Below are 15,262 nucleotides of genomic sequence, written 5' to 3' on the forward strand. Positions count from 1 at the left end.
TTCATAACCTTTTGATCTCTGCACGACCAAACAGGCCGTAGGGCTTCACCAGCAAAATGATGGTCATCACGATGTACGGCACTACCGTCGCCAAGTCGCTATATAAATAGGTGGCAAATGCTTGCGCTAACCCAATTAACAAGGCGGTCACGGCTGCACCTTGGAACTGCCCCAACCCCGCAGACGCCACAATGGCAAAAGACAGCACAATGGCATCTGCACCAATACCTGGCACCAGCGACGTGGTGGACGATGCCAAGGTGCCACCCAAGGCGGCTAATGACGCCCCCAACGCAAAGGTCCACAGATAGACTTTGCTGGCATTAATGCCCAATGTGGTGGCGACCTCACGGTCTTCGATCACCGCACGGATGAGCTTGCCTTGGCGACTACGGTTAAAGAACACGCTTAACGCCACCATCACCACGACGGCACTCAATGGCAGTACGAACAGTTGATAGCGTGTGTAGAAAATGTCGAACACTTCGGTACTGCCCAACAGCGCAGACGGTGCATCGTAGAAATACGGCTCTACCCCAAACACCAGCTTTTGTACGTCTTCCAAAATCATGAAGATGCCAAAGGTGGCCAGCAGTTGCAGGCTGTGTTCCTTATCGTAAATACGTCGTAGCACCACGCGTTCGATAAAAGCGCCCAACGGCACGCCAACCAATACGGCAGCAAACACCAAGAGCGGAAAGCTCAGCCAACTGCCTTCAGCACCAAACAGATACTCGCCCAGCACGGCTGCCGCATAGGCCCCCAGCGCATAAAAACTGCCGTGCGCCACATTCAAAATGCGCATGATGCCGAAGATTAAACTCAGCCCCACGGCAATTAAGAACAAAATGGAGGCCTGGGCAACGCCATCCAGCGTTGCCAGTAAGAAAATTTGTGTCATAAGCGTTCAGTTACGTATTAAGGAAGCAGCTGAACGTTTTGCACAGCATCCTGAGTCAGTTTTTTGATCCACTCGTGGGACAATTCACCAGCAGGCGGCGAGGTCAACTCAGGCTGAATGATGGCAATATCACCAATCACTTTGAACTCATGATCTGGCGAGCTACGTGTAGTACCCACCAACTGCCCTTCCATGGCTTGGTTGTCTTCACGAATCACCAAATGGCCGGTGAAATCGTTAAGTTCCAGCCCTTTGAGGCCAGCCAATAAGTCGGTTTTCAACGTGGCTCGCTCGCCATTCCAATCCTGCAATGAGGTTTGAATGGCTTGCAGCGCTTGCACCATGTGATACGACGGGAAACTTGGGTAAGCACCCGTTTTCTCGTGGAACGCCTGCACAAACTTGGCATGCTCAGGGTTGTCTTTCATCACTGGGCTAAAAGCATAGCTGTCACCTCGCACCCCTACGATGGCGTTATCAGGGAACGCTGCACCGGTTTGCTGCAAAGCGGCTTCGCCATTAGGTGATACCAAAATTGTGTTTTTAAACAGCGAGCGAGAATTAGCCTGACGCACAAAGGTGTTCATGTCACCACCCCACAAGGTAGTGAAAATCACGTCTGGACGCTGCGCCGACAAGCGGGAAATTTCAGTGGAATAATCTGATGTACCTAAGCGTGGGAACAGCTCTGCACTGATGGTGATATCAGGGCGAATGGCTTTCACCGCATCTTTGAACGCTGCCCAGTTATCGCGGCCAAACGCGTAATCTTGGTTAATGGCCGCAATGGTTTTGACCTCTGGATGCGTCTTCAGCAAGTACAGCGCAGCGGCGACGTTATTAGAGGGTGTGTAATCCCCCGTACGGTACACATATTGGTATTGATTTTCTTCGTACAAGCGTGCGGTACCGCAGTCCCACAGCACAGTAGGCATCTGCAATTGCTCTGCTACAGGTGCTACGGCCAAGCAAATAGAGCTGGATAAGCCAATAATCATGGCATCCACTTTATTGCCTTCCACCAAGCCACGGTACTCCACCACAACGCTGTCCACACCACGGTTTTCGTCGATGAATGTCAGCTCTACTGGCGCACCGTTAATCCCGCCAGAAGCATTGATGGACTCTGCCAGCATTTGTGCGGCATGCTGAGCAGGCACACCAAATACCGCCCCTGCCCCCGACAAGAATGTCGAAATACCTATACGTATAGGTTCTGCCGCCTGCGCCGACACACTTAACAGTGCACCACACGCCAAGGCCATCAGTTTTGCACGGTTAACTCCGCGTCTGTTGGCTATCCCCATGATTGTCTCCTAGTTTTTTTGGAATAAATAAGGTGCTCGCATGCCAGTGCCACTGTGCATGCTTTTATAGTTTGTTTTTTTCTAGTCTAGTTATGACGTATTTTTCCGTCAATATTCATATAATAGGGGTTTTCACCAGACACAAATCAAAACAAACACTTCAAAACCAAAGGATTACAAGACAAAAACATCCACAAAATCATTAACGGATAAAAGCGTCAAAACAAAAAATACGGTAGCATAAGCGCAAGGTTACAATGTCCAGATTCGCTGGATCATTGCTATGTCATCACTACGCTTTCACACTCTCTGACGGATCAAAAAGTGGATTTAAAAGAAAAGCTGGCACGCCTTGGCATCACAGGCAATCTGTACAAGGTTTACTGCGCCATCATGGAATTGGGCGACACTACTGTGACAGAGGTCGCCACACGCGCCAATATTGCCCGCACCACCTGTGCGGATGCCATTACTCGTCTGGCGAATGAAGGGCTGGTGCAATGGCAAGGCCGCGGGCGCGACCGCTCTGTGTCTGCACTAAACCCTGGCGTACTGCTAGAGCACATTGCTGCTCGCCGTGAATTGATTGAAGACCTGCTGCCCGAACTGCGCTCTATCTACAACCGCGCCACGGGTAAGCCACAGATACGTTTTTATGAAGGCGCCGAGGGCGTAAAAACGGTATTGTGGGATTCCTTACGCTGCAAAAATGGCCCACTACTGGCCACCTTTTCTATGTCTGAACTGGAAGCCGTGCCCGGTTTAGACGAAATCACGCACTACCAAAAAGAGCGCTTATCGTTAGGCTTAAGCATGCGCGTGATACGCTCTGCCAGCAAAGACGTGCAGCACATCTGGCCCAACGATAAAACCCGCGAACTGCGCGAGTTACGCTTCACACCACCTGGCATTACCTTGTCTATGACCACACTGATCTACGACAACTGCGTTGCCAGTATTTCATCCAAGAAAGAGAACTACGGCCTCATTATTGAGAGCGAAGAGTACGCTAACTTCCAGCGCGCCATGTACGAAGTGATGTGGCAGTCCTGCATTCCAGCGACCGACGCAGACCAGCACTAAGCACACTACCGTTCATTCGTCCCAAGCCGGATTGGGGCTGATGAACGGCCCAAAATCCAAGCCACGCATCCATTCCACTACCGTACGCACAGCTTTGTCTTCGCTACGCTCTTTGCGCACACACAGAAAATACCCTTGGCGCGCCAACTGGCAGGTAGGCACAGGCTCTACCAACTCGGTTTTATTGCGCAATTCGTCAGACACCAAACAGCGCGGCACCAGCCCCACCCCCATACCTAAGCGCGCTGCTTGAATAATCATTTCATACTGACTGAAGCTTGGGCCTATGTGCGCTGTCGCAATGGGCAGCCGGTTTTCCCTGAACCACTGCACCCACGCCTGTGGCACATTAAAGTGCTGCAACAAAGTGGCTTTCATGAGGCGATCAGGGGAATCCAGCTCTAGCTCTTGAGCATAACTGGGGGTACAAATCACCGCCTGCTCCTTACCCACCATATAGCTGGTCACCATCCCCGGCCATTCACCCTCACCATACTGAATGGACACATCCACTTCTTCATTTTGTCTGAAGTCATCCAAATGCTCATACGGTGGAAAATTCAACCGAATGGACGGGTAGGCCTGATAGAAATCCACCAATAAGCGCATGAGTAAACGTATGGTCAGCGTAGGCGGCACCGAGATAGTCACGTACTGACGTTGCCCTTTTCCCGACATCACATGCCTACTAGATTCCACCAATATACGTAATGCCTCTTGGGCTTGCTCTAAGAAAAACTCGCCCTCATCGGTCAACACCAAACGGTTATTCAGCCGCAAAAACAGGGTAGTCCCTAACCAGGTTTCTAAGTTAGCCACCTGCCTGCTAACCGCGCCCTGCGTGACAAACAGCTCACTGGCAGCCTTAGTAAAACTGGCGTGACGAGCCGCTGCCTCAAAGGCTTGCAGCTCGGACATCGACGGACAAACTTTTTTCATAACGCTTCCACACCATTACTAAAACTCATGCACGCACCAGTTTTATTGGTTTGCTGGTACTCACAGGACTTGGTTTACTTGCACGTATCAAAACAGAACAAAATGCCCACGAAGGCTACAGGAGACTACACACTATGGATACACGGGAAAGCTCGAAGCTACGCTTCAAAAACTGCACGATTTTGCACCCCCATTCTGGAACACTAGAGAGCAACAAGTGCATCACCGTTAACGGTAATCGCATTGAATCTATTACCGACGAATCTCCTGCTGATGCGATTGATGCACGCGGCTTGACGGTGATGCCGGGCATGATTGATTGCCACGTTCACGTACTTGCCTCTGACATGAATCTGGGCCGTAACGCCCTCACTCCTAACATTCTAATTAGCTTTAGAGCCATCCCTATTCTTCAAGGTATGGTCGAGCGCGGCTTTACAACAGTACGCGATGCTGGTGGTGCAGATTTCTCTTTAGCCCAAGCCACCGAGACAGGTTTAGTGACAGGCCCACGCATTTATCCATCCGGTAGAGCCTTATCCCAAACGGGCGGTCATGGTGACTTCCGTGCGCGTAACGATGTGATCGAACCTTGTGCTTGCAGTCATCGTCTAGGTGCCATTGCACGCGTGGTAGATGGTGTAGATAATGTGCGTCTGGCCGTGCGCGAAGAAATACAAAAAGGCGCGACGCAAATTAAAGTCATGGCGTCAGGCGGTGTAGCCTCTCCTAATGACCCTATACATTTCTTGGGATATTCCGAAACTGAACTGCGTGCCATCGTAGAAGAAGCCAGCAATGCGGGTACCTATGTGATGGCCCACGCCTACACAGCCGAAGCGATTTCACGTGCGGTGCGATGTGGGGTACGCACCATCGAACACGGTAACTTGCTGGACGAAGAAAGCGCCAAGGTGATGCGTGAGCACGATGCAATTTTAGTGCCCACCAACGTGACCTACGACGCCTTGTTTAACGATGGTCCTAAATTTGGCTTCCCTGCCGATCTTAGCCACAAAATTGACGGGGTACGTACCGCCGGATTACACGCCTTGCGCATTGCCCATGACGCAGGCGTCACCATGGCATTTGGCTCTGACTTACTAGGCCAAACCCATGATCAACAAGCTAATGAGCTGAAAATACGCGCCCAAATTCTGGGCAATTTGGAAGCCATACGCTCAGCCACCACGAACGCCGCCAAAGTGCTACGTGAAGAAGAGCAACTTGGCGTTGTTAAAGCAGGAGCTTATGCCGACCTGCTTTTTGTAGAGGGTAACCCCTTGGAGAACATTGAGGTACTACTTAACCAAGGCGCCCAACTTAAAGGCATTCTTAAAAACGGGGAATGGATCAAAAACCAGCTATAACCCCGGGCATACCACTCCATTACAGATGATACAAACAAGGAGAAACAGGATGAGACAAAGCCACAAAACACTCTACGCCGCCCTAACTCTAGGTGCAGCCCTTAGCATTGGCAACTACGCCAACGCCCAAGCCCCCAGCAACGAATTGCTGATTGGCGGCTTGGTTCCCATCACCGGCGCCGGTTCCCCCTACGGCGGCAACATGCTCAAAGCCATGGAAATTGCCGTTGAAGAGGTCAACCAAGCCGGCGGTATGGCAGGTCGCTCACTGCGCCTGATTGCCGAGGACTCACAAACACAGCCTCAAGCCGCCGTACTGGCCGCTAAAAAACTGATTGAAATTAATCATGTACAAGCCATCTTGGGCACATGGGCATCCGGCGTTACCCTTGCCGTCTTGCCGCTCACCGATGCTGCCAACATCATTGAAATGAACGTCTCTGGCGCACCGGCTATTTCCGAGTTGGATAAGAAAGATTTAGTCTGGCGTTACCAAGCCACCAACGACCGCTTTGGTCGTGCGTTTGCGGAGATCGCCGAGAAAAACGGCTACAAGCGCCCTGCCACAATGGCATTCAACAATGCCTCTGGCCGTGGCAACACCGATGGTTTCATCAAAGCCTGGAAAGAAAAAGGTGGTGAAGTCCTGACCAACGTAGTCTACGAACCAAACCGCAGTAGCTACCGCTCTGAACTGCAACAAGTCCTTGCCACAAACCCCGACGTGATCGTCATGGGATCATACCTGCCCGACACCACCATCATCTTGCGTGAATGGTTCCAATCTGGCGCTGAAAACGCCTGGATTATTCCCGGTTGGGCGGCGAACCCAGAACTGGTACAAGCCCTAGGGGAAGCCGCCACTGAAGGTATTATTTCCGTTGATACCGTTTCCAATACCAACGCTGACAGCTACAAAGACCTAAGCGAACGCTACCGTAAAGCCACCAACTCCGAGCTGGCCGATAACGTGTATGCCGCCATGACCTACGACATGGTGATCAGCTTGGCTCTAGCCGCCCAAAAAGCCGGCCCAGACGCCACGCCACAGCAAATCAGTGATCAGATCCGTGCCGTATCCAACCCCGAAGGCACTAAGGTGTACTCCTTTGCCGAAGGTAAAGCGCTGTTAGATCAAGGTCAGGAGATTGACTACGAAGGTGCATCAAGTCGACTGAACTTCGACGAGTACGGTGACTCCAACCCCGACTTTGGCGTGTACGTCATTAAAAAGGGTCAGTTTGACCGTGTAGACACCGTATCCCTTGACTGATAGATCGCCCCGGAGCGTTGTTATACATGTCCAGTATTTTGTTAATTAATCTGGTCATCAACGGGTTGATTGAAGGCATGATCATTGCCTTGCCAGCACTAGCGTTAACGCTGGTGCTGGATATCTCTAAGTTCCCTAACGTTGCGGTGGGTGACACCATGACGGTAGGGGCTTATGCGGCTTTGGCCTTTCAATCCATTGGTGTGCCCTACTTCTTCTTGTCCGTTGGCGGCGCCATGCTGCTGTGCATGCTGATTAGCTTGGCCAGTTACCAACTGATCTTCCGTAAACTGACCCGTGCGCCCATGGTGGTGAACCTGTTGGCTGCCGTAGGTTTAGCGTTTTTCATGCGCAGTATTTTGCAGCTTAGCGTGAGCAGCCAACCGCAGGTTTATGACTTCCCCTTAGTGCGTGCGTGGAACTTCAATGGCGTACGTATTTTGCCGTCCGACCTCTGGATAGTCTTTACCAGTGCCGTCACCTTGGCGATTGTGTTTGCTATTTTCCGCTACACCAACTTGGGTCGCCGTTTACGTGCCATCGCGGATAACCCAGAACTCGCACGTGCCAGCGCCATTCGCCCCAAATACCTAATCTGGTTCTTGTGGTGTTTGTTTGGCGTGCTGTCTGCCCTAGGTGGTGTGCTGATTGCCTCTAAGAGCGTACTGCTGCCTGAGTTCGGCTGGGAATTCATTATTCCTGCGTTTTCGGCAGTCATTCTTGGTGGTATTGGTAACCCTGTAGGTGCGGTATTGGGCGCTGTCATCATGGGCGTAGTCCAAGAGCTGTCCGTTGCCTTTGTAGGCCCCAGCTACAAGATTGTTGCGGCTTTTTCCATCCTGATTCTGGTGCTCCTGATTCGCCCTGCCGGCTTATTAGGTTCTGCAGAAAAAACCCGCTAGAGGACTCGCATGGAAGCCTATTTATTATCCATTGGCATCATTGGTGCCATTTACGCCCTGCTTTCCATAGGTTTAAACATCCAATATGGTGAAACAGGCCTGATCAACTTTGGTCACGTCGCCTACTTTGCTATTGGTGCTTATGCCTCGGCAATTTTGTCGCTAGCAGGTATGTCGGTGGGTTTATCCATGGTGTTGGCCGGCTTGATTGCCGCCTTAGCCGCCATTCCCATTGGCTTTGCCGCCCTGCGCTTAAAAGAAGACTACTTTGCCATTGTCACGCTGGGTTTCGCCGAAACTGTACGCTTGGTGATTCAACAAGAAGACTGGCTCACTAACGGTGTGCAAGGTTTAGCCTCTATCCCGCCATTGTTCTCGTTGTCATCCAGCTTGGCGCAAAACCGGCTGTTTGCCGTGGTGATTGCTGCAACCGTGCTGCTTGCAATGGTGGCCGTTTATCTGCTGCAACACAGTAGCTTTGGCCGTATTTTGCGCGCCATTCGCGACAACGAAGTGGCTGTTACTGCCCTAGGCAAAAAAACCTCTACCTTCAAAATCAAAGTTCTGATGTTTGGGTCGTTCTTAGCTGGCTTAGCGGGTGCGTTTTATGCGCATTTCATCAGCTACATTTCGCCCGAACAGTTCATCGCCCTGATTACTTTCTATGTCTGGATGTCCATCATTCTGGGTGGCGTAGGCAGCATGCGTGGTGCTTTATTCGGCAGCTTAGTTCTGGTGATGATCCTAGAAGGCTCGCGCTTTATTGGTGACTTCCTGCCCGGTGTATCCGACGTACAAATTGCACACATACGTTTGGGTGCTATTGGTTTGATTTTGATGGGCTTTAGCCTGTTCCGCCCGCAAGGCCTGTTCGGGCGTAAAGACTAGGAGAGCCTCATGCTAAAAGTAGAAAACGTCAGTGTGAGCTATGGCCCTTTTCTGGCAGTCAACAATGCCAGCATGCACGTAAATGCCGGTGAAACCATTGGCTTGGCGGGCACGAACGGTGCGGGCAAAACCACTCTGTTCGCCGCTATTGCCGGCCAGCTCACCGCCACCTCTGGCAACATCAGTTTTAATGGGCAAGACATACTGCATCAGCCCACCTATAAACGTGCTGGCATAGGCTTATGCCGTACCTTCCAAATTCCGCGTGAATTTGGAAAATTGTCGGTACTAGAAAACCTGTTAGTGGCTGCACAAGATCACTCACAAGAAAACATGCTGACGGCGTGGCTACGTCGCGGCACCATGAAAGACACCACCACACAGCGTACCGCCCAAGCCGATCAAATTTTAGACACGCTGGGTATTACCCATGTGCGCGACCTACCTGCCTCACAGCTATCCGGTGGTCAGAAGAAACTGCTGGAATTGGCTCGCGTACTCATGCAGCAACCCACGTTGATTTTGTTGGATGAACCCTTTGCGGGCGTGAACCCCGTTCGCATCGGCGAGATGATGGATATTTTCCGCCGCCTCAAAGAACAAGGCATTGCTCTACTCATCGTAGAGCATCACCTACAAGCCCTCAAAAGCTTATGCTCGCGCCTCTACGTCATGGACCAAGGAGTGGTGATTGCCGAAGGCGACCCAGACGACGTACTGAACTCTACAATTGTGCAGGAAGCCTACATGGGAGGTGTGATATGAACGAAGTCCTTACCATTGATGGGCTGGCTGGCGGCTACACCGATGTGGATATTATTCACGGCATAGACCTGTCGGTGAACCCTCAAGAAATCGTCACCATTGCAGGCACCAACGGTGCTGGTAAATCGACATTTCTGAAAGCATTACTAGGGCTGCTACCCCGCACTAAAGGGTCGGTAAAACTGTACGGGCAAGACATCAGCCATTTAGGCACCGAAGCTCGCATCGAACAAGGCTTAGCCTACGTGCCGCAAGTAACCAACGTCTTTCGCACGCTTAGCGTCTACGAAAACCTGTTGGTGGCGGATAAACGTGTCACGCGCAGCCAAATCGATGAAATGCTGCAGGTATTCCCCGCTCTGAAGACACGCCTTTCTCAACAAGCCGGCACCTTATCCGGCGGGGAGCGCCAACAGCTAGCCTTTGCTCGTGCGCTCATACGTTCACCCAAACTCATCATTCTGGATGAACCCACAGCCGCCCTAGCACCCAAACTCATTCAGTCTATTTTCGATGTGATTGTGCAGCTTAAACAGCTGAATGTAGCGGTGTTAATGGTGGAACAACGTGCTCGCCAAGCGCTGGACATCAGTGACCGTGCGTATATTCTGGATCAGGGCAAAGTGGTACTGGCGGGGGCGGCGCATGAACTGCTGAATAATCCGGAGATGGTGGAGCTGTATTTGGGGACGCAGACGCATACCTAAGTGGATGCAGATGGTGCAATTCTGGCGTCAGTATTCATCGCAGGCGCTGGGGGACTGCGGAAATACTTTTTGTGATTTGAGACACCAAATCAAAAAAGTTTTCCTCCGCCTCCCCGAGCATTCCGCTATTGGTAGGTTAACTGCCCTTTCTTATGTAGAGCTTCAGTCAAGATTCGCAGCAGCGACATAGCTTGCGCACGTATGTCACCTTGGCTACACAACCCTGTAAGGCACTAAGCCAGTCATCCGATTTGCCATCCAACCAAAACACCTTCTCTTATCTGTCACAGAAAGAGAAACACCAATCAGTAATCACCAACGCAAAGCCCCTAGCCAGCGATGAAGGGAAGGCGGATGGAAGTATTTTTTATTTGGTGTCTCAAATAAAAAAACTTTCGCAGCCTAAGGCTACGGCAGACAGTCGCTGCTAGGCGGGCTTTTACCCCCTCACAGCAGCAACAAAACACACCATGGCCAGCAAACCCTCGCCAGCCATGATGTTCCCCCATCTCTTACTCTACGTGATACAGCAACGCGCCTTTCTGCACAAACTCTATGGCTTTTTCTTCCATACCTTTGTGCAAAGCAGCTTCTGCTTCCACCCCTTTCTGCGCCGCATATTCCCGTACGTCTTGGGTAATTTTCATGCTGCAGAAATGCGGGCCGCACATGGAGCAAAAGTGCGCCACTTTCATGGAATCTTTAGGCAAGGTTTCATCGTGGAATTCACGTGCTGTGTCTGGGTCTAAACCTAGGTTGAACTGGTCTTCCCAACGGAATTCAAAACGTGCTTTAGACAAAGCGTTATCACGTACTGCTGCACCCGGGTGGCCTTTGGCCAAGTCCGCGGCGTGTGCTGCAATTTTGTAGGTGATGATGCCGTCTTTCACGTCTTTTTTGTTGGGTAACCCCAAGTGTTCTTTGGGAGTGACGTAGCACAACATGGCTGTGCCGTACCATGCGATCAAGGCTGCACCTATACCTGAGGTGATGTGGTCGTAGCCCGGTGCGATGTCTGTTGCCAATGGCCCCAAGGTGTAGAACGGTGCTTCTTTGCAGTGCTCTAACTGCAAATCCATGTTCTCTTTGATTTTCTGCATGGGCACGTGACCAGGGCCTTCGATAATCACCTGCACGTCATGTTTCCACGCGATTTGTGTCAGTTCACCCAAGGTTTTCAGCTCGGCAAACTGGGCTTCATCGTTGGCATCGTAGGTGGAACCGGGACGTAAGCCATCGCCTAGCGAGAAGCTCACGTCGTAGGCTTTCATGATTTCACAGATGTCTTCAAAGTGTTCGTAGATGAAGCTTTCACGGTGATGCGCCAAGCACCATTTGGCCATGATAGAACCACCACGCGACACAATACCGGTCATGCGATTGGCCGTCATAGGGATAAACGGTAAACGTACCCCTGCGTGGATAGTGAAGTAATCCACTCCCTGCTCAGCCTGCTCAATCAGCGTGTCACGGAAGATTTCCCATGTGAGGTCTTCGGCTTTGCCGTTGACCTTTTCCAGCGCCTGATAAATAGGCACGGTGCCAATAGGTACGGGCGAGTTACGAATGATCCACTCACGCGTTTCGTGAATATGTTTGCCTGTGGACAAATCCATCACGGTGTCACCACCCCAACGAATAGCCCACGTCATTTTTTCCACTTCTTCGGCAATGCCAGAACTCACTGCCGAGTTACCGATATTGGCGTTAATTTTCACTAAGAAATTGCGGCCAATAATCATGGGTTCACACTCAGGGTGATTGATATTGGCAGGAATAATGGCTCGACCACGCGCCACTTCATCACGTACAAATTCAGGGGTGATGATGGCTGGGATAGACGCACCAAAGCTTTCACCCGCATGCTGGAAGGTTAGGCGTTGCGCCATTTTTTCGCCTTCAGGGCCAGTGTTACGCAGAGATTCTAAGTACTGCTCACGGCGTAGGTTTTCGCGTATGGCGATGTACTCCATTTCCGGCGTAATAATGCCGCGACGGGCGTAGTGCATCTGGGTCACATTCGCGCCTGCTTTGGCACGGCGGGGTTGGCGTGTCAGGTTAAAACGCATATCGGCCAAGCTGGGATCAGCCTGACGCTGACGCCCATAATCACTACTTACGCCGGGCAATACTTCGGTATCGCCGCGCTCTTCGATCCACGCATGACGCACAGAAGGCAAACCGTCGCGCAAATCAATGCGCACGTCAGGGTCTGTGTAGGGACCACTGGTATCGTAAATGGTCAGCGGTGGATTTTTATCGCCACCAAGCATGGTGGGTGTGTCGGCCTGTGTAATTTCTCTAAAAGGCACACGAATGTCTGGGCGTGACCCTACCTGATAGATTTTGCGTGAACACGGTAATGGCTGGATAGCGGCTTCGTCTACTGTTGCCGTGTTAGCCAAGAATGGGGAAGTGGTTTTCATTGAAGCTCCGAAAGTAAAAAACCGGAGCCGAGTGGAGGAGTTCTGCCTACGTCAGGCATCGGAAGGCACGAAACTGTGCACACTGAGGCCCTACATTTTGCATATAACTACAGCAGAACGCGCTTCCAGCGTCGGCATTATCCGTACTGGTGCGAAGGGACTCTCTCAACCCAATAAAGCTAAAAAGCTCATTGAGTACCCCTGCGTCTGTTGGCGAGTATAGCAACAGCTTTTGTGCCATGACCAGCCCACTTCTCACCTACCTAGTGCAAACCCTTATATTTTTCCTTTGTAGCGATCATGCAAGTATTTAGCTTTTTCTGCCTGCATTTGCCCACAAAAAACGCCTGCAAACAAAGCCTGCAGGCGTTCTTTTACTTTCTTACAGCACCTTCATAAAAGGCGTTTAGCGTGGCACATTATGCAACCAAGTAACCGCCATCCACAGGCAGGATTACCCCTGTCATGAATGCCGCTGCATCCGAGCACAAGAAGGCTACTGCTTTAGCCACATCTTCAGGCGTTCCCCAGCGGTTAAGAGGAGTACGGCCCAAAATAGCCGAAGATCGTACAGGATCGTTCTGTAAATCTAGAGTCAACGGTGTTGCAATCCAACCAGGAGCCACCGCGTTCACACGAATACCATCAACAGCGTAAGCAATGGCCAACGACTTGGTTAATTGCGATACACCACCTTTACTGGCAGCATAAGCAGGCACCAAACCACCACCAAAAAAGCTCAGCATAGAAGCCATATTCACAATAGAACCCTTGGTGTCACGCAGCTTGGCACGTGCATCACTGCTGATGCGCATGGTGCCTGTCAGGTTCACATCCAATACTTGCTCGAACACATCCAGTTGGTGCTCGGCTTGGCGTTTGATAATGCCGGCGCAGTTCACCACATGGTGCAGGGGCTCATCGTTGTCGAACAAAGCGTGCACAGACGCTTCATCGCTCACGTTTACCAGCTTTACTTGAATATCGGGATGCAATACGTTTTCGGTACTACCCAAACCAGCCGCCGTTACCGTCGCACCCAAACTGTGCAGGTAGTTCGCAATGCCTGCACCAATACCCTGTGTAGCACCAGTCACCAAGATATGCTGCCCTTGGAAGAGCTGTTCTTTGAAACTCATAATTACTATTTCTCGTAAAGTCGTTTTAGTGAGTGGCAGCGCCAGACGTGGCTGGTTTTCTAAAGATCAACTTGCGCAAAACGCCACCAAAGATCAGGAAGAACCAGATCAACAACGTGATCCCACCCAGCCACATGGCCAACGGGCGGTCATAGAACATGGACAGATCACCTTCAGCTTTGATCAAGGACTTCATCAAGTTCTCTTCGATCAGCGGACCCAAGATCAATGCCAAAATCAGTGGCGCAGTGGGGAAGTCGTTTTCTTCTAAGAAATACGCCACCAACCCCATCACCAGCATGATGCCCACATCAAAAATGGAGTTGTTTGCCGAGTACGCGCCCACAATACAGAACATCAAAATAATGGGGTACAAGATGCTGCTAGGCACGGACAACACGCGGCCCGCACTACGAATAGCCAGCCAACCCAGAGGGATCATCAACAAACTGGCGACGATAAAGGTGATGTAAACGGAATACACCAGTGGCGCTTCGGTGATGAACACCATTGGGCCGGGGGTGATACCTTTCATTAGCAACACACCGATCACAATGGCTGTGACGGTATCACCCGGAATACCAAACACCAACGCAGGCACATACGTACCGGTTAAGGAGGTGTTATTGGCCGATGCCGCAGCGATCAAACCTTCAGGGTGACCCGTACCGAATTTTTCGGGTGTTTTAGAGAAGCGCTTGGAGATGGCATAGGCCACCCAGGCGGCAATATCTGCACCCGCACCGGGCAAGATGCCCACAATGGTGCCTACTGCGGTACCACCCGCTGCTTGGCCTTTGTATTTGTAAAGTATTTTGCCTGTACCTTTGAACACCTGATCGGTTTTCAATGGCTTAGGTGCTTCTTGAGCAAAGCGCATACTAGGCAATTTACGCAGCAACTCTGTCACCGCAAAAATACCAATCATGGTGGGCAGCACAGAAATACCCGCACTAAGCTCAATGCTGTCAAAGGTTAGGCGAGGCATACCCACTACCGCATCAATACCAACAGTGGACAGCAACAAACCCAGACCCAAGGAGATACAGCCTTTCAGTGGCTGCCCCTGAGACACCAACACTGCACTGGACAAGCCCAGCAGTGCTAACCAGAAGTATTCGTAGCTGGTGAAATTCAGCGATACGCGAGCCAACGATGGCGCGAATTGCGAGATCACCATAATGGCCAGAATGCCCCCTATAGAGGAACACAACAGCATTACGCCCAACACCTGACCGGGGCGGCCTTTCTGCCCCATCAAATAAGCATCATTGGTGTAGGCTGCCGACGCTGGTGTACCCGGAATACGCAGCAAGGCAGAGGGAATATCCCCCGCGAACAAGGTCATTACAGTGGCAGATACAATAGCTGCAATCGCCTGTATAGGACCCATGAAAAATGTGACAGGCACCAACAATGCCGTAGCCATCGTTGCAGTCAGGCCGGGGATTGCCCCCATGAACAAACCGAAAATGGCCGAACCCACGATCGTCAAAAAGACGTGCAGGCTGAATACCTGATCTAAGGCTTCAAGAAATGCAGACACAATTATTCCTTTGTAG

Annotated in this window: 13 protein-coding genes; 7 read left to right on the forward strand and 6 right to left on the reverse strand. The window is 51.3% G+C overall.

The annotated features are described in order from the left end of the window. Position 1 precedes the first annotated feature (1 nt). Both AC3QL0_RS14980 and AC3QL0_RS14985 read right to left on the reverse strand, forming a co-directional pair. Positions 2–901 (reverse strand): branched-chain amino acid ABC transporter permease, encoded by a 900-nt coding sequence (locus AC3QL0_RS14980; protein WP_430222580.1) that lies wholly within the window; start codon positions 899–901, stop codon positions 2–4. Between the two features lie 17 nt (positions 902–918). Continuing rightward, complete coding sequence (locus AC3QL0_RS14985) at positions 919–2,208, reverse strand: ABC transporter substrate-binding protein (protein ID WP_493009192.1); 1,290 nt, start codon at positions 2,206–2,208, stop codon at positions 919–921. A gap of 324 nt (positions 2,209–2,532) precedes the next feature. Between AC3QL0_RS14985 and AC3QL0_RS14990 the strand changes: the two genes are divergently transcribed. After that, on the forward strand, positions 2,533–3,291 hold the full coding sequence (locus AC3QL0_RS14990) for a TrmB family transcriptional regulator (protein WP_493009193.1): 759 nt from the start codon (positions 2,533–2,535) through the stop codon (positions 3,289–3,291). Between the two features lie 12 nt (positions 3,292–3,303). On the opposite strand, the gene AC3QL0_RS14995 is transcribed toward AC3QL0_RS14990, so the two are convergent. Beyond that, positions 3,304–4,230 carry a LysR substrate-binding domain-containing protein gene (locus AC3QL0_RS14995; RefSeq protein ID WP_493009194.1) on the reverse strand — a complete coding sequence of 309 codons (927 nt, stop codon included), beginning with the start codon at positions 4,228–4,230 and terminating at the stop codon, positions 3,304–3,306. A 134-nt stretch (positions 4,231–4,364) separates the two neighbouring features. On the opposite strand from AC3QL0_RS14995, the gene AC3QL0_RS15000 reads away from it, so the two are divergent. Genes AC3QL0_RS15000 through AC3QL0_RS15025 form a run of 6 tightly spaced genes read left to right on the forward strand, consistent with a single transcriptional unit; the run spans position 4,365 to position 10,135 of the window. Beyond that, positions 4,365–5,600, forward strand: coding sequence for a metal-dependent hydrolase family protein (locus AC3QL0_RS15000; protein WP_493009195.1), 1,236 nt, complete (start codon positions 4,365–4,367; stop codon positions 5,598–5,600). Between the two features lie 49 nt (positions 5,601–5,649). Continuing rightward, on the forward strand, positions 5,650–6,873 hold the full coding sequence (locus AC3QL0_RS15005; protein ID WP_493009196.1) for an ABC transporter substrate-binding protein: 1,224 nt from the start codon (positions 5,650–5,652) through the stop codon (positions 6,871–6,873). A 26-nt stretch (positions 6,874–6,899) separates the two neighbouring features. Continuing rightward, positions 6,900–7,775, forward strand: coding sequence for a branched-chain amino acid ABC transporter permease (locus tag AC3QL0_RS15010; RefSeq protein WP_135866276.1), 876 nt, complete (start codon positions 6,900–6,902; stop codon positions 7,773–7,775). 9 nt (positions 7,776–7,784) lie between these two features. After that, positions 7,785–8,663, forward strand: a complete 879-nt coding sequence (locus AC3QL0_RS15015; protein WP_135866278.1) for a branched-chain amino acid ABC transporter permease — start codon at positions 7,785–7,787, stop codon at positions 8,661–8,663. A gap of 9 nt (positions 8,664–8,672) precedes the next feature. Further along, on the forward strand, positions 8,673–9,428 hold the full coding sequence (locus AC3QL0_RS15020; protein WP_493009197.1) for an ABC transporter ATP-binding protein: 756 nt from the start codon (positions 8,673–8,675) through the stop codon (positions 9,426–9,428). Next, complete coding sequence (locus AC3QL0_RS15025) at positions 9,425–10,135, forward strand: ABC transporter ATP-binding protein (RefSeq protein ID WP_135866281.1); 711 nt, start codon at positions 9,425–9,427, stop codon at positions 10,133–10,135. Before AC3QL0_RS15020 ends, AC3QL0_RS15025 begins: the two co-directional genes overlap by 4 nt. A 512-nt stretch (positions 10,136–10,647) precedes the next feature. On the opposite strand, the gene thiC is transcribed toward AC3QL0_RS15025, so the two are convergent. The 3 genes from thiC to AC3QL0_RS15040 form a co-directional block, all read right to left on the reverse strand. Then, positions 10,648–12,561: a phosphomethylpyrimidine synthase ThiC gene (thiC, locus tag AC3QL0_RS15030; protein ID WP_493009198.1), complete on the reverse strand. Its 1,914-nt coding sequence runs from the start codon at positions 12,559–12,561 to the stop codon at positions 10,648–10,650. A gap of 419 nt (positions 12,562–12,980) precedes the next feature. Next, positions 12,981–13,700, reverse strand: coding sequence for an SDR family NAD(P)-dependent oxidoreductase (locus tag AC3QL0_RS15035; protein ID WP_493009199.1), 720 nt, complete (start codon positions 13,698–13,700; stop codon positions 12,981–12,983). A gap of 25 nt (positions 13,701–13,725) precedes the next feature. Next, entirely contained in the window at positions 13,726–15,246 is a 1,521-nt protein-coding gene (locus tag AC3QL0_RS15040) for a tripartite tricarboxylate transporter permease (protein ID WP_493009200.1), read from the reverse strand. Between the last annotated feature and the right edge of the window lie 16 nt (positions 15,247–15,262).

This window comes from Paenalcaligenes sp. GW821-LYS-B07-1 (assembly GCF_058803365.1).

Coding starts and splice junctions, on each gene's coding strand:
- AC3QL0_RS15035 (WP_493009199.1), bottom strand. CDS start 13,700: ATGAGTTTCAAAGAACAGCTCTTCCAAGGGCAGCATATCTTGGTGACT.
- AC3QL0_RS15025 (WP_135866281.1), top strand. CDS start 9,425: ATGAACGAAGTCCTTACCATTGATGGGCTGGCTGGCGGCTACACCGAT.
- thiC (WP_493009198.1), bottom strand. CDS start 12,561: ATGAAAACCACTTCCCCATTCTTGGCTAACACGGCAACAGTAGACGAA.
- AC3QL0_RS15010 (WP_135866276.1), top strand. CDS start 6,900: ATGTCCAGTATTTTGTTAATTAATCTGGTCATCAACGGGTTGATTGAA.
- AC3QL0_RS15000 (WP_493009195.1), top strand. CDS start 4,365: ATGGATACACGGGAAAGCTCGAAGCTACGCTTCAAAAACTGCACGATT.
- AC3QL0_RS15005 (WP_493009196.1), top strand. CDS start 5,650: ATGAGACAAAGCCACAAAACACTCTACGCCGCCCTAACTCTAGGTGCA.
- AC3QL0_RS15020 (WP_493009197.1), top strand. CDS start 8,673: ATGCTAAAAGTAGAAAACGTCAGTGTGAGCTATGGCCCTTTTCTGGCA.
- AC3QL0_RS15015 (WP_135866278.1), top strand. CDS start 7,785: ATGGAAGCCTATTTATTATCCATTGGCATCATTGGTGCCATTTACGCC.
- AC3QL0_RS14980 (WP_430222580.1), bottom strand. CDS start 901: ATGACACAAATTTTCTTACTGGCAACGCTGGATGGCGTTGCCCAGGCC.
- AC3QL0_RS14995 (WP_493009194.1), bottom strand. CDS start 4,230: ATGAAAAAAGTTTGTCCGTCGATGTCCGAGCTGCAAGCCTTTGAGGCA.
- AC3QL0_RS14985 (WP_493009192.1), bottom strand. CDS start 2,208: ATGGGGATAGCCAACAGACGCGGAGTTAACCGTGCAAAACTGATGGCC.